We start from the raw sequence: 18925 nt of genomic DNA, 5'->3' as shown, positions 1-18925 counted from the left end.
TTCCCTATTATGTCTTGTTAAATCAGTGCTGGGCATCTTAGTATGAAGATCGTCAAGCAAATGTGAAGAAATGAATTAACCGATGAAAGTATTAATTGTTGATGATAATCATGATGTTATTGAAACAATCATGGATTATTTAACCCTAGAGGGTATTATTGCCGACTGTGTATATCACGGGGAAAGTGCAATCAATTTAATTCAACAAAACCATTACGATGTCATCATAATGGATATTATGATGCCCAAATTAGACGGTATTAATACGGTCAAAAAATTGCGTGAAGAAATTTATTGTAATACACCGATTATATTTTTAACCGCCAAAGATAGCCTGCAGGATAAAATTGATTCTTTTACATCAGGTGGGGATGATTTTTTAAATAAACCTTTCGCGATGGAAGAATTATGCTTACGACTGCATTCACTGCATAATCGTGGCCCACGTTTAGATGTGGGTATTTTGCGCTTCAGTGATATCAGTTTAAATTTGCAAACCCATCAAGTTACCCGTGCTGGTAAAGAAATTAAGCTCAGTAAAATTCAGCGCACCATTCTTTCACTGTTACTAAAACATGCGCCCGCTATCGTGAGTAAAGAGCAATTGGTAGATACAGTATGGGGAGATGATGCACCTTCGAGTGATTCACTTCGCAGCCACATATACAGCTTACGCAGTGCACTCGATAAAGGTTTTTCAGACTCAAAATTAGAGACTATCCATGGCCAAGGTTACCGACTTATCCCCTGAGCATTTTCCGAGTTTATATAAAAAAATCCGCCTCACTTTTTTAGTATTAACTAGCTTGATGTTTGCCATTTTTTGGAGCCTCATTTATATCGCCGAAGAACAAATTGAGAAGATTAGCCTCGAGCAAACGCTGGCCACAGAGACTCGCGAATATCTAAAGAATTATCAAAGGTTTGGTGATAAAGCACAGCTCCCCGATATCAATGAATTGAAAACATATTGGAGCAAAGAGTTTGTACCAGCTTGGCTGCAACCTTATCAAAATACCGGATTTTACGAACATCAACTGGGTGACGAAGATAAACACTTTTTGATATCCGCTCATCCTTCTGGGCAAGGGCTGCTGTATGTGGTTTATAAGGATGACGCGGACGATTTCCTTGATAGCTATGAAGATAGAATGCACATTTTGATCTCTATTATGGGGATCGGTTTGCTCCTGTTTATCATGGCGTATGGATTGTATTTTGTACGTCTGCTATCCAGTCCACTCGCTGAGATTGAAAATAAAATCAATCAACTATCACCAAAAAGACCGACATCAACACCGAGTACTTCATACCGTGAAACCCGCCAGATTGAGCAAACCCTATTAAGCAACAAAGCTAAAATTGCCGCCTACTTCACTCGAGAACAAGAATTTAGCCGTTTTGCCTCCCATGAACTACGCACGCCCATTATGGTGATCCAAGGTTCGGTCGAATTGCTCAAAAAAATCCCCAATGCGACAACCGAGGCTCAACAATTAATGGTCAAAAAAGCCATTACACGTATTGATTACGCAGGGCATCAAATGAAAACGCTCACCGAGGCCTTTTTACTTCTCGGAAAAGAAGACATTGAATCCCAGCACTACAGTCAAATTGATTTAGCACCACGCCTTGAACACATTTTAGCTGAAATGGCGCAGCATTTTGCCAAGCAAGAAATCACCTACAGCTTAACGCTTAAAGATTGCTTGAGCATCAAGGCGCCACTGAGCTTTATTGACATAGTGATAGGTAATTTAATTAAAAATGCTTTCAATTACAGTGCCGGAAACATTGAAATTACGATGCAAAGCAACCAATTATGGATACTGAATCCACTAAGCACTCAAAGTACTGATACATCAGGCTATGGCTGCGGATTAATTATTATTGAACGTATTTGCGAGCGAATGGGCTGGGCATTTTCAACCCAAAACGATGGTGCTAGCTATCAGGCTTATGTTCAGTTTATAGATAATGCCCATTAACTGAAGTTAGCTTGGATAAATGACCTCGTTTTAGCAAATTCTGAGTTGCAAACCCAATCTTCACAACCGCTTCACGCTTGTCTTGGCACTATGCTCGCAACACTGTAATAGCCATTGAGGCTGAGTTACATAAAACCATAGAAAGGACAAACAGATGAATAAAATGACTCTTACCGTTTTCGCAATGGCACTTTCATTCACGACTATGACCAGCCAAGCAGGCTTTCAACCTACAACGGGTGAACCTCAAATACAGGGTGGCTTCCAAGGGCCGAGCGCAAGACAAGTGATTCATGATGTGGTGAGCGCGCTCAATGCCAGTGATGACGCCCAAATTGAGTTAACGGGCCATATCATTTCTTCCATTGGACACGATGATTATATTTTCCGTGACGCTACGGGTGATATTAAGGTCGAAATTGATGATGATTTATGGCGCGGCAACACAGTAACACCTGAGACTCAGGTCATTATTCGTGGTGAAGTGGATAAAGATTGGTCTGAAGTGACCATAGATGCAGACAACATTCAAATCGTACAATAAATTGATTTAGTTAAAGCCAGCCAATGAATGGCTGGCTTTGGTCACATTCAAACTTCATGTCTTAAATACGCTTAGATAGCAGCCAAAACAACTTCAGCTTTACTGGCTTCAAAAGCCTTTGGTTCTTCTACATTCAGTAGAGTCACTACACCATTATCGATGATCATGGCGTAACGTTGTGAACGCACGCCACCAAAACCGGCAGTATCCATCTCTAAACCTAAGGCTTTAGTAAAGCTGGCATCGCCATCGGCTAACATCATTAATTCAGAGGCATTTTGGGCTTCGCCCCACGCTTTCATCACAAAGGCATCGTTCACAGCAACACAGGCAATCAAATCCACGCCTTTCGCTTTAAATTGATCGGCTAATACCACATAGCCAGGTAAATGCGCTTCAGAACACGTTGGAGTAAAAGCACCTGGCACTGCAAACAATACGACTTTTTTACCCGCGAACAATTCGGTAACTTGGTGATTCACCATGCCATCTTTAGTCAGTTGACCTAATGTGGCCGCGGGTAATGTTTGACCTTGAGCAATCATGTCTTTCTCCATTTAGTTAAAATAACTCATCCATACTAGCCCTATTTACCGCAGATAAACACCGAGAGAAATAAGGGCGATTAGACTCGAGTTCGATTCAACCGCAGCCCCGCACACAAACTAAGACATAACAAACCTAATACTGAGAAGGCGCCGCCACTTTCCTCAACAACGATAATGTCGGGCTCTCTGTCTCGATCGCTACTCTCCAATGGCAGCGCATACAAACTATCGGTCTCATCGGCGCTAATGGTCGCAACAATATCGCTGTAACCCACTTCATACACATCAATCAACACATCATAGTGATCCGTCGCATAACCCGTGTAGAGCGTGGTCAACACTTCGTAATCGTCCTGTGTCGAATCGCCGTAAATGGTAAATACGTCTGTGGTGTAGTAATGCACCCAAGGGCCACCATCACGACTGAGATAAAGCTCGGCAAATAAATCAGCTCTTTCATTAAGATATGAACCATTGACATCAACGTCGAAGGTCACGCTAAACGTTTGATAAAAACCATCGTAGTCAAAGTCTTCAAACAAACGACTGCTGGCATCAAAAATCGAAAAGCTGTGATACACAGGTGCGCGGTAGGGATCTTCACTGGTCGCACTCGAACTCGGAATCCCTTGGCTCGCATGTTTCGCTGTTACTTGCTCACGCGTCATCGGCGAGGCGCCCATAAGTTGCACTCGGTTTGTCGTCTGCGCTTTGGATGATAAGGCTGCTGGCGCCAAGGATTTCACGGCTGCAGCGGCGACTTCAGTGACATTTTTTGCGGGCGCAGCTTGTTGTAACAAAGCTAAAGCTTGTTGTTCCTGCTCAGCAGCTTGCTCGCTATTTTCTGCTTTTTTGGCAATACCAACACTGGCGGCAGTAAATGGCGTTAAGCTTTGCGATGACTCCAGTTCGCGGGGCTGAGCGCTAGCGGCAGGGGACGCTAAAAACAGCGCAGCAATAGCCGTTGCCATAAACAGCTTAATATTAACTGTGGCTGCCATATCTTGCTTATTGAGTGTGTTCATCTTGAATATCCTATGGATAACCCGTTCAAATTGGAGCTATTAAAGTGCAATGAAGGTGAACATAAGCTGAACATCAACGCTCACTGTTCTCAGCCAGAAGATACGTTCAGCCCGAGTTCATCTGGAATGGGTAACACTCACAAAACTTAAACGATACAAGCGCGAGCATAGAGATAGACTCGCCAACAGAACTTCAGTTCTGTCACGAATAACAAAATAACTGTCAGAGTTAATTTTGAAGGAATTGTGCCAACCAATTGGCTGATCTCTATGTGTTTGTTAAGGTGATGAGGTATTCTTAGTCGACTCGATAAGTTATCCATCTCACTCATTAACTTAAGATCGCTGAACATTGCGGGTACCCGATATGAAACTTGGTTTGACCTTGGCCCTAATCACTTGCTTATCAGCCTCCTTTGGTTGCATAGCAGGTAATGATAGACATGATGATCGCAATCAGCCTCGTAACCAAGGTGCGAAGAATGAACAGCGCCGTCTGGCGGTCAATAGCCCTGATCAAGCGGTGGCAATGGCGCAACGACAATTTCAAGGCAAAGTATTGAGCGTACAATCCAGCGGATCGGGATATCGTATTAAAATCCTCAATAATGATGGCCAAGTATTTTCTGTTTCAGTAGATGCCGCAACGGGCCGAGTCTCGAGGAACTAACGATGCGATTGTTACTAGTTGAAGATGATATAGAACTACAGACTAACTTAAAGCAACATCTCCTCGATGCCCATTACAGTATCGATGTGGCGAGTGATGGTGAAGAAGGCTTATTTCAAGCGCTCGAATACAACTATGATGCAGCAATTATCGATGTAGGTTTACCTAAACTCGATGGTATCGCCTTGATCCGTAGCGTGCGTGAACAAAAACGCGACTTTCCTATCCTGATTTTAACCGCAAGGGACAGTTGGCAAGATAAGGTTGAAGGACTCGATGCCGGTGCCGACGACTATCTGACGAAACCTTTCCATCCCCAAGAACTCATCGCACGACTAAAAGCCCTGATCCGTCGCTCCGCCGGTAAGGCCAGCCCCCTGATCTACAACGGCCCCTTTAGCCTTAACACCAGCAGTCTAGAAGTACGTAAAGGCGAAGAACTGGTTAATCTCAGTGGTTCTGAATACAAGCTATTCGAATTTTTTATGTTGCATCAAGGCGAAGTCAAATCAAAAACTGTACTCACAGAGCATATTTACGATCAGGATTTTGATTTAGATTCTAACGTCATCGAAGTCTTTATCCGCCGGTTACGCAAAAAACTCGACCCAGATAATCAATACAACTTAATTGAAACTCTGCGCGGCCAAGGTTATCGCCTAAAAGCGTTAACGTCCGGGCAAGCAGCCGATGAGTAAACGCGCCATGGCGTGGCAAGTGTTGAACTCCCTAAAAGCACGCTTAGTTGCCAGCGCGCTATTATTTATCTTAGTGTTATTACCTTTGATCGGCGTTGCCTTAAACGATGCCTTTACCGAACAAGTTAAAAGCGCAACCAAGAATGAACTCAGTGCCTATGTCTATTCGATTCTCGCGGTGACTGAAGTCGAAAACAAACAAATCTCCATCCCAGAGTTAGTGTTAGAGAATCGTTTTAACCTCATTCAATCAGGACTGTATGCCATTGCAACCACTGAAGACGCCAGCGGCAAACAAGATATAGTGTGGCATTCGCAATCTTTTATGGGGATTACGCCACCGCCACATTTTACCATCCCAGCCACGGGTCAAAGCGCATTTGAACAAATTGAGCTCGCCGATCAACTCCATTTGATTTATAGCTTTAGTGTCAGTTTTGCCAGCCAAAATCAAAACGTGCCAGTGACAATCCACATCATTAAAGACGAGCGAGAATTTCAGCAGCAAATTGATCAGTTTAATCAACAGCTTTGGACTTGGTTGCTGATCTTAATGTTAGTCATGTTAGTGTTTCAATTAAGTTGGTTGCTGTGGACGTTGCGACCTTTAGCACGCTTTACCCAAGAGTTACATTCCGTCGAGCAAGGTAAGTCGATGCAGCTAAGTAGCCAGTACCCCACTGAATTACAAGCGGTTGCTCGGCAGCTTAATATTTTGCTCAATACCGAACAAACCCAACGAAAACGCTATCGTAATGCCTTGGCCGACCTAGCCCATAGCCTCAAAACACCACTGGCGGTGATCAAGAGTCAGGCCGACTTAAGCGAATCCTCCAGTGAGCAAGTATCAGTGATCAGCCGGATCATTGGCCACCAGCTAAAACGCGCCCAAACTGCAGCGGCGGCCTCGTGGCATTTAGGTATTCGTGTCGATGAAGTCGCCACTAAGTTATTACGCACGTTAGCTAAAATTTATCGAGAGCCACAAATCAATCTCAGCGGCGAGATGGTAGAACACGCAGTATTCAAAGGGGATGAAGCAGATCTGACTGAAATTCTGGGCAATTTACTCGACAACGCCTGTAAAGCCGCGAAGTCTACGGTGACATTAACGGTCACAGGCGATGCCTATCAACTGCTAATCTGTATCGAAGATGATGGCCCTGGGATCAGTGAAGCCCTGCAAAATCAAATCTTTGAACGTGGTATTCGCGCAGACTCCTACCTTCAAGGTAATGGTATTGGGCTTGCTATCGTGCGCGATTTAGTCGACAGCTATAACGGCAGAATTTCTGTCTCTCGTTCAGAAACCTTAGGTGGTGCCAAATTTAGCATCAGCTTTGCACACTCAGTTTAAGTCTTTATTTTCAATTTGATAGATTTATTACTTCTCTTAAAACTTGGATATAGATAAATATTTAACCGCAAAACACTTTCAGCTTATGTTCATATTCACACGCCTAATATGCCCATAACATCCTCGAACAGGATTATTGGAGCAAACCATGAACAGACTACATCGATGGAATTGGCTAGTGTTAACGGCGGCATTAGTGGCCTTGCCTTTCACTACCACAGCCCAAGCTGCGGGCGTATCTGTGAGCCAAGGATCGAGCACAGCGGCAAGCCAAGCCGAACTCGAACAAATGCTGGCGCCTATTGCCCTGTATCCCGATAGCTTACTGACCCACATACTTATCGCTTCAACTTATCCACTCGAAATAGTGCAGGCACAGCGTTGGTTAACCCAGCGCCCCAAATCATCGATCGACCAAATTATGTCGCAAGCCGAAGATCAGGACTGGGACCCGAGCGTCAAAGCCTTGCTGGCCTTCCCGACTCTGCTGCAAAAAATGAGTGAAGATCTCGAATGGACTCAAAGACTCGGTGAAGCCTTCTTAGAAGATGAAGGCCAAGTGATGAACAGCATTCAGTCCCTAAGACAACAGGCTGATAAAGCGAATAGCTTAGCGGACATGGATAACATGGCAATTACACGCGCCAACAATCAGATCATCATAGAACCCGCGAAGCGAGAAATCGTCTACGTCCCCTATTACGATCCACGCGTGGTTTACGGCACATGGCGTTGGGGTGTGGCTTATCCACCTGTATATTGGGAATTTGGCGGCTATGCTGGCTATCCCTATCGTCCGAGTCATAACCATTTCTACTGGTCACCGGGCATCCATATTTCCTTTAACTACTTCTTCAGTTCGTTCCACTGGCACAACCATAAAGTGGTGGTGATCGACTATCGCCATTCACACCGATATCGCCCACGGGAAAGATACAGTGTTAGCCATGGCGCACAACCTTGGAAACATAAACCCGAACATAGACGCGGTGTGAGTTATCACAATCCAGTGGTAAAACAACGCTATTACCATGATGATAAATATCGCGGCAGAGATTCACACTCAAGCGGCAGTAAACAGCACTTCAATAGCCAATATTCGAAGTCTAAAGAACGCCAAGATACCCATAGTAATCTGGGTAATATGAGTAATCAGGGCAATAAAAGTCGTGATAATAAAGACTATCACAACGTCAGCCGTGAACGTGATAACCGCACGCCGAGTTATCAGAAAACGCAAGCCGAGTTAAAGGAACGTCGATCTGCGACTATGGTACAAACGCCGACTCACAAGGAGCGTAATGACGCGCAATCAAGACCCGTGCAGTCAAAACCAATGCCATCGAAGGAGTCTCAGCAAAGGCAATATCAAACTCGGGAGTCACAACCGCGTAATATCGATCAACAAAGGGCACAGTCACAAAGGCAAGAAAAACCAAGAACTATGACCCCAAGAGTTGAAACGCCACGGCCTGAAACAAGACGTACAGAGCCACAACGGATTGAACAACCAAGACAAGCGGCGCCTAGACAACGCGAAGAAGTGAGAGTGAGACAAAGTGAGCCACGCCAAAATGCGCAAACCGCTCGCTCGGTAGAACATAACCAAGGTCGATCAACTCAAAGCCAAGAACGCCGTCATAGGGAATAACAAGATATAAACTGAAAACGAGTGCCCAGAAGACTCACCCTCTTACTGGGCATTTTTATGGATTATTTATCTGTAACATCACCTCACAAAGGCAACTTCCTCCAGAGTTAAGATCCTAAATATATCTCATATTCCAAAATGAACTACAAATAACAATTTTAATAACCAAATTTGCAGATATAGTCAGAGTGCGAGTCAAACTGGCTTCATCCGGTCGTCATTTGGCTCTCTTATCAACTCACATCTTGGAGGATGAAATATGGCAACCTTATTAATTGTGCCAGGGTTTGGTGGTAGCGGCCCTTTACATTGGCAAAGTTGGATTGCACAAAAATATGAATCAGCTATATGGGTCAATGACTTACCACTATTGGAGCCTAAGATTCATATCTGGGCCAATGCCATTTGCCGCGCAATCGATCAAATCGAAGGTGAAATCCTCATCCTCGCCCACAGTTTTGGCTGTTTAGCGACAAGCCTTGCCATCGCTCATCATCCACAGCGGGTAGCAGCAGCGATTTTAGTCGCGCCAGCATCACCAGCACGATTTTCTGAGAATGGACACATTCTGCCTGAACACGATGGCACTCAAACGATCAAACACTTGTTGCCAAGACATCCCTTAGGTGTCACTGGGCTTGTCATTGCCAGTGAAAACGATCCTTGGATGCCCTTTAATCAAGCTGCAAAACTGGCAAAAAAATTGGGATTCCCAACAATCAACTTAGGGTTAAGTGGCCACATTAATGTCGATTCCGGACATGGACAGTGGCCCCTCATTGATGTGCTTATTGGTAATCTTATCTATCAAATAGAAAGTGCAACTCAGAGCCAGTCTAACGATCTCGTAAACTCAAACACACAAAAGACACACTTATTACATAAAAGAATATCAAATCGCAAAATGTAACTTTTTAGTTATCAATATTTGATTATAATTCCAATTACGTTGTCAAAAACCACTTACATGAGGACTTATATGGCAACCAAAGAAGATCTACAAACCGTGATCCCCTTGCTCGTCAATAGTTTAGAAAAACTACTGGGTAGAATTGAGTTTGGGACAGTGGAATTAACCTTTCACCATGGGAAATTAGTGCAATTAGAAAAGAAAGAAAAAATTCGTTTAGACCAAGTTACGCCGTCGAAATAAAAACGAAATTTACCACCCAATCAACACAGTTAGACCACATCGCTGACCGGTCAACCGGAAGCCTTATTAAATAATATGAGGATTTCGGTATGAATATTTTATCTCACCTACAAAAAGCAACACTCACCTTAGTTTTGGCCTCTACTAGTTTTCTCGCACTCGCTGAAGATACGCTATTGAATGTTTCCTATGATCCAACCCGTGAATTCTATCGGGAATATAACCAACTCTTTAGCCAATATTGGCAAAAACAAGGCCATAAAGCCCCAACCATACGTCAATCTCACGGTGGTTCAGGCTCGCAAGCTCGCTCAGTTATTGATGGATTAGAAGCGGATGTTGTCACTCTGGCACTGGCCTATGACGTTGATGCATTAAGGCAAAAAGCGGATTTAATTCCTGAAAATTGGCAAAGTCGCCTGCCACACAATAGCTCGCCCTATACCTCGACCATAGTGCTATTGGTTCGCAAGGGAAATCCCAAAAATATCCATGACTGGAATGACTTAGTTCGTGAAGGTGTAGAAGTCATTACCCCAAATCCTAAGACTTCAGGCGGGGCGCGCTGGAACTATCTCGCTGCTTGGGGTTATGCACTGAAGCAATACGGCTCAGAAGAAAAAGCGTTAGAGTTTGTCACTCAGATTTATAAAAACGTACCTGTGCTGGACTCAGGCGCCCGTGGCGCAACCAATACCTTTGTACAGCGAAAAATTGGCGATGTGTTCATCGCTTGGGAAAATGAAGCCATATTATCTGTTGAGCAGTTAGGAAAAGGTGAATTTGAAATCATTGTTCCAAGTGTCAGCATTCTTGCTGAGCCACCAGTTACAGTAGTAGATAAAAATGTCGAGCGCAAAGGGACACGTAAGTTAGCAGAAGCTTACCTAGCACATCTCTATACTGATGAAGCACAACACTTAGCCGCAAAACACTTTTATCGCCCGACAAACCCAGACATTGAGTTGCAATACAAAGACAAGTTTCCACAACTGACGCTCTTTACCATTGATGAGGTTTTTGGTGGCTGGAACAAAGCACAAAAAACGCATTTTAATGATGGTGGTCAATTCGATTCTATTTTAACCAAGATTAGCAAGTAATCTTTTACGCGGTTTCACTCATACGAAACCGCCCATGAGTTTCACTTATCTCGCGACGGAATAATGATATGAGCAAGGTTGTCATAAAATCTGTGCTACCTGGATTTGGTATTACCTTAGGCTTCTCAGTTTTATATTTAAGTTTGCTATTTCTTATTCCTGTAGCCGGATTAGTTCTGTTTACGCTGCAAATGAGTTGGGCTGACTTTTGGGTCGCAATTAGTCATCCTCAGGTTGTAGCCTCATACAAGCTGTCATTTACGGCGTCTTTTATTGGCGCCAGCATTAATGCCATTTTTGGGACTCTCGTCGCTTGGGTGTTAGTACGTTATCAATTTTTTGGTAAAAAAGTCGTCGATGCTTTAGTCGATCTGCCTTTTGCCTTACCGACGGCTGTCGCAGGTATCGCGCTCGTAACGCTTTATTCGACTACCGGGTGGGTAGGTCAATATTTACACTTATGGGGCATTAAAGTCGCCTACAGTCAAATTGGTGTTGTAATCGCCTTAACTTACATTGGATTGCCCTTTGTCGTACGAACAGTGCAACCGGTTTTGGCTGACTTTTCAAAGGAACTTGAAGAAGCCTCAGCATCCCTCGGTGCTAATCGATTAACCACCATAAGAAGAGTAATCCTACCTGCGATATTACCTGCATTATTAACGGGTTATGCCTTAGCCTTTGCACGTGCAGTGGGCGAATATGGTTCCGTCATTTTTATCTCGGGCAATTTGCCCTATCGCACCGAAATTACTCCGCTACTGATAGTGTCCAAAGCTGAGCAATATGACTATAACGGCGCAGCGGCTATCGGCGTGGTCATGCTCGCAGCAGCTTTCCTCTTATTGTTATTAATTAATAGCCTACAGTGGTGGGCGAGTAAAAGAGGTTAAGTCTATGGGTCAAATATCGACTGTAAATCATCACGCTACCACTGAGGCACCTTGGATAAAGTGGAGTTTAATCGGGATCGCATTAAGCTTTCTCGCACTGTTTCTGGTTTTGCCATTAGCGGTTGTGCTCTACGGCGCCTTCGAAGCGGGTCTCAAGGTCTGGTGGCAAGCCGTGACCGATCCCGATGCGCTCGCTTCCATTCGCCTCACCTTGTTAGTGTTAATTATTGTTGTACCCACTAATGCTATTTTTGGTGTCGCCATCGCTTGGGCCATTGCTAAATTTGAGTTTAGAGGCAAAACCATACTGATCTCGATAATCGATATGCCCTTCGCCATTTCACCCGTAGTGGTCGGGCTGATTTTTGTGATCCTCTTCGGTGCCCAAGGCTGGTTTGGGCCTTGGCTTGCTGCCCATGATTTAAAAGTGATTTTTGCCGTTCCGGGCATAGTCATTGTCATCATGTTCGGCACTTTACCCTTTATTGCCCGTGAACTCATCCCACTGATGCAACAACAGGGCAAAGATGAAGAAGAGGCCTCACTCACCCTAGGTGCCAGTGGTTTAAAGACCTTTTGGTACGTCACACTGCCTAACATTAAGTGGGGCTTACTCTACGGCGTGATCCTGTGTAATGCCCGTGCTATGGGCGAGTTTGGGGCGGTAGCAGTGGTCTCTGGGCGCATTCGCGGTGAGACCAATACTATGCCGCTACACATAGAAGTGCTTTATAACGAATACATGTTTACGGCCGCGTTTGCCGTGTCATCCCTGCTCACAGGTTTAGCACTGGTCACTATAGTGCTGAAAAGCCTTGTGGAGTGGAAAGATGAGCGCAAACATCAAATTAACTAAACGCAACGTCCTTGGGAACAGAGCATTATGAGCATACACATTCAACAAGTTAATAAGCGTTTTAGTGATTTTGTTGCCGTGGACTCGGTCAATTTAGAGATCAAAACCGGAGAGCTGACAGCCCTTTTAGGCCCATCCGGCTCAGGCAAAACAACTTTACTCAGGATTATTGCCGGACTCGAACAGGCCGACAGTGGCATAGTCAGATTTAATGGCGAAGACATCACCACACAGCATGTGAGTGAACGCGGTGTCGGTTTTGTATTCCAACATTACGCCCTATTTAAACATATGACTGTATTCGAAAATGTCGCCTATGGACTCACAGTCAGACCACGAAAAACACGTCCGAGTAAGGCAGACATTGCCGATAAGGTGCATTCATTACTCAAACTCGTCCAATTAGATTGGACTGCTAATCGCTATCCATCACAACTTTCAGGCGGTCAAAGGCAACGCATCGCACTCGCCCGCGCGCTTGCGGTCGAACCTAAGGTTCTACTGTTAGACGAACCCTTTGGCGCGCTCGATGCAAAAGTCCGCGCAGAATTACGCCGCTGGTTAAGACGCTTACACGATGAGATTAATGTCACTACCGTATTTGTGACCCATGATCAGGAAGAAGCACTCGAAGTCGCAGATAAAATTGTAGTGATGAATCAAGGTCGTATCGAGCAGCAAGGTACGCCAGAAGAAGTCTATGATAATCCAAGCAATCCTTTTGTGTACGAGTTTCTTGGCAATGTGAACCTATTTCATGCCCGGGTAAAACAAGGGCATAGCACTATAGGCAATATCCACATACCCTCACCTGAACACACAATTAGCGAAGAGCAACAAGGCTTGGCCTATGTTCGCCCACACGAAATCGAGGTACTGACACAACCAACTGAAAATGCCCTTAAAGTCAGTTTAGACTTAGTGACCATAGTTGGCCCTGCAGTGAGATTAGAAGTCCTAACTGAGCTAGATAACCAACTGATCCATGTTGAATTATCTAAAGTGCAATTTAAACAGCTTGGCATAAACAAAGGTGATAGCGCTTGGATCCAGCCACGCTATACCAAAGTCTTTTTAGGGGAAGGCATTTAGCCACTCACCGCCATAATCAATAGATCAGAACTTCAAGGTCAAGGACTGACCTTCTCCCATTCCCTGCCACTCAACACTCAAATCCATAATCTCATTGAGAATATGATCAAAATCTGTTTGGTTAACAGTAGGAACGGCTAAGTCTCGACTGCTACAGGCTTGCTCTAACAGATAAATAAAGCCGTCATAGGTTGGCGTTTCGCCCGACCAGAGTAGCGACTGCAAGGTCTCGACTATGGATTCGGTTTGCCACACTTCCGTTTTATCTGCGATAGCGCGGGAGGTTTCATTATGTTCCAAGGCGAAGCTGATATCGGCGCCAGCTCTGATCTGCGAGAAGAAAGCCCCTTGAATATGCAGACGTTTTTCAACCACATAATGAATCATATCGTGGGGAGCAATGCCCTGTTCTGGCATTTGGGTTTGAGTCGCACTACCGTCCATGCGCACGCAGCGCAACTGGCCATAACGCTGAGTACCTTTAGTGAAGATGACTTGCATAAAACCATCCTTAGTATTTTGATTAACGCATGCATAATGCGAACTCAAGTATAGTCCAACTCTGCGCCAGCATTAGAAAAACAACAACACTCTGCCGTTATAAATTACGCTGGATAAAGCGGAAACACTCTTCTGCCGCTAAGGGTTTACTAAAGTAAAACCCTTGCACTAAGTCGCACCCCATGCTCGACAATAATACCAATTGCGCCTCGTTTTCAACCCCTTCAGCGACCACAGTTAACCCCAATTCATGGGACATAGAAATAGTTGCAGCGCTAATGGCTGCATCGTTCGAGTCGGTCTCAATATCCTTCACAAAGGATCGGTCGAGCTTTAACCTGTCTAAGGGCAAGAGTTTCAAATAGGATAAAGAGGAATATCCTGTACCAAAATCATCGATGGCGAGCTCGATACCATGTTGACGTAATTCCGCTAATAGGCGCGCATTCTGCTCAGGATATTGCATCGCCACACTCTCGGTAATCTCCAGCTCCAGCGCGCCTTTGCCCAACTTATGCTTCACCAGCACATTGGTAATATCGGCGACTATCGTATCCTTACGGAGTTGATGCGCTGACAGATTCACTGCCATTCGCAACTCAGTGGCACCCGCAGCACGCCAGACAGCAAGTTGCGCCATCGCCGTTTCTAACACCCATTGACCAATTGGGATGATCATGTCGATCTCTTCGGCAATGGGAATAAAACGGTCAGGCGCTATCATGCCAAATTCGGGATGCTGCCAGCGCACAAGCGCTTCGACACTGACCACTTGCCCGCTTCTAATATCAATTTGTGGCTGATAATGCAGTCGTAATTCGTCGTTTGCTAACACTTGCCTCAGGCCAGTTTCAATATGCTGGCGCTCAGTGATCAAAGTGTTCATTGCCGCAGTAAAGAATTGATAGTTATTGCGTCCAGCCGCTTTTGCGCGGTACATGGCCATATCGGCATTTTTCATCAAGGCTTCAACACTGTCACCATCATTGGGAAATAAACTGATCCCTATACTTGGCGACGAATGTAATGCTTGATTATTAATCACATAGGTTTGACTCAAACCACTGCGCAGCGCCTCGGCTAAACTGGCCACTTCATCATGGTTTGTATCAGACAAGGCAACCACAAACTCATCGCCCCCCAAACGCGCCACAGTATCATTATCACCAACGATGTATTTCAAACGTCGGGCAACCTCTAGCAGCAGTTGATCGCCCACATGATGGCCCAAGGTATCGTTGATATTTTTAAAGTGGTCCATGTCGATAAACATTACCGCTATTTGGCTGTGGGATACCAGAGCATCCTTAAACACCACTTCGAGGCGCGACTGCAAGCTCAGTCGATTAGGCAATAAGGTCAAAGAGTCATGATGGGCAAGGAAATGAATGCGTTCCTCACTGACTTTACGCTCACTGATATCGGTAAAGCTGCCAATATAGTGACTCACAGCACCAGAATCATCCCGCACCACAGACATCATCAACCATTTCGGGAAATCGTAGCCTTGTTTATGCCTATCCCAGACTTCACCTTGCCAGAAACCCGTTTGCTCGAGGGCAGCACGGACTTGAGAATCGATACTTTTATCCGTTCGTTCAGCCTCTATAAAACGGCAGTTTTTACCAATAATGTCCTCTCGGGAATAACCCGTGATCTGAGAAAATGCGCTATTCACATCCACAATAATATCGTTGGCATCCATAATCGTGATGCCTTCACCACTCTGCTGAAATACTTGCGCCAAGAGATTTACCCGCGCAACGGTACGCTCCTGCTCGGTAATATCTTCGACGATAAACAAAATTAGCTGTTCACCATTGGCACCAGTAACTAAAGCCCCGTTAAGGCGCACCGCAACTAATTGGCCATTTTTATGTAAATAATGCTTCTGATAGGGGCCGTAACGGCGCGTCTGCTTTAAGCGCTCTAATTGCTCATCTTCACTTAATTGATAACGCTTTGGGGTAAGAACCCAAGGATCAAGTTGATTAAGCTCATCGAGTGAATAACCCGTAATCGCTTGAAAGGCGGGGTTAATCGCCACAAATTGACCATCGTCTAAACGTTTAAGCACATGCCCCACTGGGGCCTTATCAAATAGGTTTCGATATTTTTGCTCACTTTCGACCAAGGTAGCTTGAAAAGCCTGACGGCGGGCAATTTCCTTCGACAATGCCATGGTTTTTTCTGTCACTTTTTCGGCAATACGTTGGCGCTCGCCGGAGGAAACCAGTGTCATACCGCCCACGACCGCACAAGTGATAAAGGCGAGCAGAAGCATCAGTAGCGATAAGCTAAAAGTATCGCCCATCAGTACCGCATAGGATTGATAAATCACTATATGCCAATGACGATCAGCTAACATCAGATTTGCCTGAAAATACTGCCCAGTTTTATCGCTGAAGAGCTTGCTGCTAAATTCGGGAAACGATTTTTGAGTATTGCTATAAAGTAAGGTACCGCCCGCACTCATATCTGTCAGTTGCCACTGCAACCCTTTTACACTATCAACATCATCAATAATGCCTTGCAAATCAATTACAGCTGAACAAAACCCTGAGATCTTACCCAATCGGTCAAAAGCAGGAGCAATGAGTAAGGTGCCACCAGGGCCATTGGGATCTTGTGCTAATTGAATCTTGGCTGTCATCACGGGTGCTAACGTCGCACGCACTTTTGCGATGGCTGCGGCTCGCGTCGGCTCACTATTGAGATCTAATCCCAAGGCCGCTTCATTACCTATCTGCGGCTGAATATACATCACAGGGACTAGCCAACCATCAGTATTCGCCTGCCAGCCTTCGGGACGAGTCACTTTGTAGGAACCACCAACCACAGAACGAATGGATGCCTCAAAACTTTGCTGATCGGCTGCCGCCACAAGCGGTGACCAAGACCAAGCTCTAAAGCCATCTTTCATCAACATATTTCGTTTGCCAAACTGTATAAACTCATCCTCAGAAACCTGATCGCTATTATCAAACAAGCTCGCTAAGGCAACGATTTGCTGCAGGTTAGCATCTTGAAAACTTTCAATATTACTAATCACGGCATTAGATTGGATCTGAAACTTATCCTGTAACTGTTGGCGCTGGTTCATATCAGAGTAGTAATAAATCCCCACGCAAAATAAAAAACCCACCAGCAAAGGCACACCCGTCTGAATGCGGCGAGAACGCCAAATAACTCGCTTATCAAATAACAACATAGTCAGAGGGATAAAAATCACAGCGCCGAGCAAATCCCCCGTCCACCAATTCACTAAACTTCCCAGTAAATCTGACTGTGGAATCGTACCGTGGATCACTAAGGCACTGTTGCCAAAAACGGTCGCCACAATACAAGTGAAGGCTAAGCTCAAGCAGGATTTAATGACGGTATTAGGATTATCTAAGGTGAATAAATGATCGACTCGCCCAAGAACATGGGCTGAAAGCACAGCCTGTATACAAGTTCCAATCGAGATGGCAAAGGGTAACCAACCAAAATGGATATGCCCGCCAATATTGATGTTGATCAGCAAGGAACCAATAAACACGCCAATCCAAGGCGCATATTCTTTCCATAAAACACAAGCGGCAATAGCAATACCTGCGGCAGGCCAAATTGCAGCAGAATATCCGGGCGGTAAAGCAATCATCAAGCCTAATTTACCTACAACAATGTAAGCTAAGGCGATGAAAATGTTTACCTTAAGGTATGGGATAAATGACTTTATGTGTAGTCCTTCATGCTGACGCACTTCAAGAATTGAGAAGCATCATGCCCTACTCACAGGCTCAATCTCAAGCACATATCAGGGGCGAGATAAGTTCACAGTTTAATAATCGGTTTATCTAATGTAAATAGCGTAAATGACTGACGCAATCACTCATTTAACGTGATGTTTTTATTTGGGATGCCGATCTCAAATGCACTTAATCACACAGCCAAACTTGGCGAGCCCAATCTTGCGACAAACAAGCTAACCCATCAAGACAACTATCGGCAACATTAGCCCGCCATAGAAGTTAAGCTTAGTCTTTTTGCGGGTAAAGCTAACATGTTTATAGGGGCTGTAATCAACTCAATGACACCACAAGCAAATCAACTTTAGTTAAAATGAATAAATGAGAGGCTTCACAATTTTTTATTTTATGAGAACGAAATCAGTTTAAATTCTGTTAATTTTGTAAAGTTAACGATCAAATTTAGTTTTAATTAAGGTTTTTTTAATGCTAAAGCCCTTTTACTACGGGGATCCGCTTTCATTCAATAGCCGCTTCTTGGTATCCTCCTGCCGCATAAAAAAGTTACATGCTGAATATTTTTTGTTCTGCCAACTGACTCCTTTTCCCGTTCAGCCGGACTCATTAATTGAAATTAGCTCTTAGCCAATTCATTGCTGAAAGATTGAACCTAACTATTCGGCTTTCAACCTTTAGCATGACAAATCTAACCCTGTTTTTCGGGTTATTGTTTGTGCTGCCTATTGCTGACGTTTTATCCGTGTTGATCGGCGGTTGTGTCGATATTAGTGAATTAATCAGCCTCAGCAATGGCTTTTTAGTCGAGTTTATCGGCGCCAGTCTGCTCAGCCTATTATTGCTCAACCCCCTCGTTATCCTGCAGTTATGGCATTTAATCGACTGCTGCTTCAAATTTTTCAATCATCTCGATTTAACTAACGCTTCACTTTTTTTAGCACCCCCAAGGCTAAAATCCCTCGAACATACCGCCCACGGTTGTCGCGCTCCGCCATTTTAACCCTCTGTTTTTAAATTCAAATTAAGCATTAAGCGCTGAAAGCTGATCTTAGATTTGCCTCGGAATGGCGGCACATTGTTGTGTCATGCCTCTTGGG

The 18925-nt window shown here is 44.6% G+C and carries 18 protein-coding genes; 14 read left to right on the top strand and 4 right to left on the bottom strand.

The window, feature by feature from the left end; genetic code table 11:
• The first annotated feature begins 82 nt into the window (after positions 1-82).
• The 3 genes from L5L98_RS13045 (at position 83) to L5L98_RS13035 (ending at position 2532) form a co-directional block, all read left to right on the top strand.
• On the top strand, positions 83-751 hold the full coding sequence (locus L5L98_RS13045) for a response regulator transcription factor (RefSeq protein ID WP_263141443.1): 669 nt from the start codon (positions 83-85) through the stop codon (positions 749-751).
• The gene (locus L5L98_RS13040; RefSeq protein WP_131525517.1) at positions 723-1988 is read left to right on the top strand and encodes a sensor histidine kinase; all 1266 of its coding nucleotides are present in this window, start codon (positions 723-725) and stop codon (positions 1986-1988) included. The genes L5L98_RS13045 and L5L98_RS13040 overlap by 29 nt, the downstream gene beginning before the upstream one ends.
• A gap of 154 nt (positions 1989-2142) precedes the next feature.
• Positions 2143-2532, top strand: a complete 390-nt coding sequence (locus L5L98_RS13035; protein WP_105250668.1) for a YgiW/YdeI family stress tolerance OB fold protein — start codon at positions 2143-2145, stop codon at positions 2530-2532.
• A 71-nt stretch (positions 2533-2603) separates the two neighbouring features.
• Here the strand turns inward: L5L98_RS13035 and L5L98_RS13030 are convergent, their stop codons facing one another.
• A complete protein-coding gene (locus tag L5L98_RS13030; RefSeq protein WP_113940228.1) occupies positions 2604-3077 on the bottom strand; it encodes a peroxiredoxin in 474 nt (157 codons plus the stop codon).
• 80 nt (positions 3078-3157) lie between these two features.
• Positions 3158-4105: a choice-of-anchor H family protein gene (locus L5L98_RS13025; RefSeq protein WP_263141439.1), complete on the bottom strand. Its 948-nt coding sequence runs from the start codon at positions 4103-4105 to the stop codon at positions 3158-3160.
• A 367-nt stretch (positions 4106-4472) separates the two neighbouring features.
• On the opposite strand from L5L98_RS13025, the gene L5L98_RS13020 reads away from it, so the two are divergent.
• From L5L98_RS13020 to L5L98_RS12975, 10 genes are all read left to right on the top strand, one after another.
• Positions 4473-4775 (top strand): PepSY domain-containing protein, encoded by a 303-nt coding sequence (locus tag L5L98_RS13020; RefSeq protein WP_105250671.1) that lies wholly within the window; start codon positions 4473-4475, stop codon positions 4773-4775.
• Between the two features lie 2 nt (positions 4776-4777).
• Positions 4778-5473 carry a response regulator transcription factor gene (locus tag L5L98_RS13015; RefSeq protein ID WP_105250672.1) on the top strand — a complete coding sequence of 232 codons (696 nt, stop codon included), beginning with the start codon at positions 4778-4780 and terminating at the stop codon, positions 5471-5473.
• Entirely contained in the window at positions 5466-6830 is a 1365-nt protein-coding gene (locus L5L98_RS13010) for an ATP-binding protein (RefSeq protein ID WP_263141436.1), read from the top strand. The genes L5L98_RS13015 and L5L98_RS13010 overlap by 8 nt, the downstream gene beginning before the upstream one ends.
• A 148-nt stretch (positions 6831-6978) precedes the next feature.
• The gene (locus tag L5L98_RS13005; protein ID WP_263141434.1) at positions 6979-8481 is read left to right on the top strand and encodes a DUF3300 domain-containing protein; all 1503 of its coding nucleotides are present in this window, start codon (positions 6979-6981) and stop codon (positions 8479-8481) included.
• Positions 8482-8740: 259 nt separating this feature from the next.
• On the top strand, positions 8741-9391 hold the full coding sequence (locus L5L98_RS13000) for an alpha/beta hydrolase (RefSeq protein ID WP_263141432.1): 651 nt from the start codon (positions 8741-8743) through the stop codon (positions 9389-9391).
• A gap of 69 nt (positions 9392-9460) precedes the next feature.
• A complete protein-coding gene (locus L5L98_RS12995) occupies positions 9461-9634 on the top strand; it encodes a YezD family protein (protein WP_011790691.1) in 174 nt (57 codons plus the stop codon).
• Positions 9635-9723: 89 nt separating this feature from the next.
• On the top strand, positions 9724-10737 hold the full coding sequence (locus L5L98_RS12990; RefSeq protein ID WP_263141427.1) for a sulfate ABC transporter substrate-binding protein: 1014 nt from the start codon (positions 9724-9726) through the stop codon (positions 10735-10737).
• A gap of 68 nt (positions 10738-10805) precedes the next feature.
• On the top strand, positions 10806-11630 hold the full coding sequence (gene cysT / locus L5L98_RS12985; RefSeq protein WP_263141424.1) for a sulfate ABC transporter permease subunit CysT: 825 nt from the start codon (positions 10806-10808) through the stop codon (positions 11628-11630).
• Positions 11631-11634: 4 nt separating this feature from the next.
• Entirely contained in the window at positions 11635-12486 is an 852-nt protein-coding gene (cysW, locus tag L5L98_RS12980; RefSeq protein WP_198572436.1) for a sulfate ABC transporter permease subunit CysW, read from the top strand.
• Positions 12487-12513: 27 nt separating this feature from the next.
• Positions 12514-13578, top strand: coding sequence for a sulfate/molybdate ABC transporter ATP-binding protein (locus L5L98_RS12975; RefSeq protein WP_168826299.1), 1065 nt, complete (start codon positions 12514-12516; stop codon positions 13576-13578).
• 24 nt (positions 13579-13602) lie between these two features.
• Here the strand turns inward: L5L98_RS12975 and L5L98_RS12970 are convergent, their stop codons facing one another.
• Entirely contained in the window at positions 13603-14079 is a 477-nt protein-coding gene (locus L5L98_RS12970; RefSeq protein WP_263141419.1) for a cytoplasmic protein, read from the bottom strand.
• Positions 14080-14176: 97 nt separating this feature from the next.
• Complete coding sequence (locus L5L98_RS12965; RefSeq protein ID WP_263141416.1) at positions 14177-17824, bottom strand: EAL domain-containing protein; 3648 nt, start codon at positions 17822-17824, stop codon at positions 14177-14179.
• A gap of 614 nt (positions 17825-18438) precedes the next feature.
• Here L5L98_RS12965 and L5L98_RS12960 point away from each other — a divergent pair.
• Positions 18439-18828: a hypothetical protein gene (locus L5L98_RS12960; RefSeq protein WP_317633955.1), complete on the top strand. Its 390-nt coding sequence runs from the start codon at positions 18439-18441 to the stop codon at positions 18826-18828.
• Positions 18829-18925 lie beyond the last annotated feature (97 nt).

It is taken from the genome of Shewanella sp. SM23 (assembly GCF_025654295.1).
GTDB classification, from domain to species: Bacteria; Pseudomonadota; Gammaproteobacteria; order Enterobacterales; family Shewanellaceae; genus Shewanella; species Shewanella oncorhynchi.
This window is presented reverse-complemented; position numbering and strand designations above follow the sequence as displayed.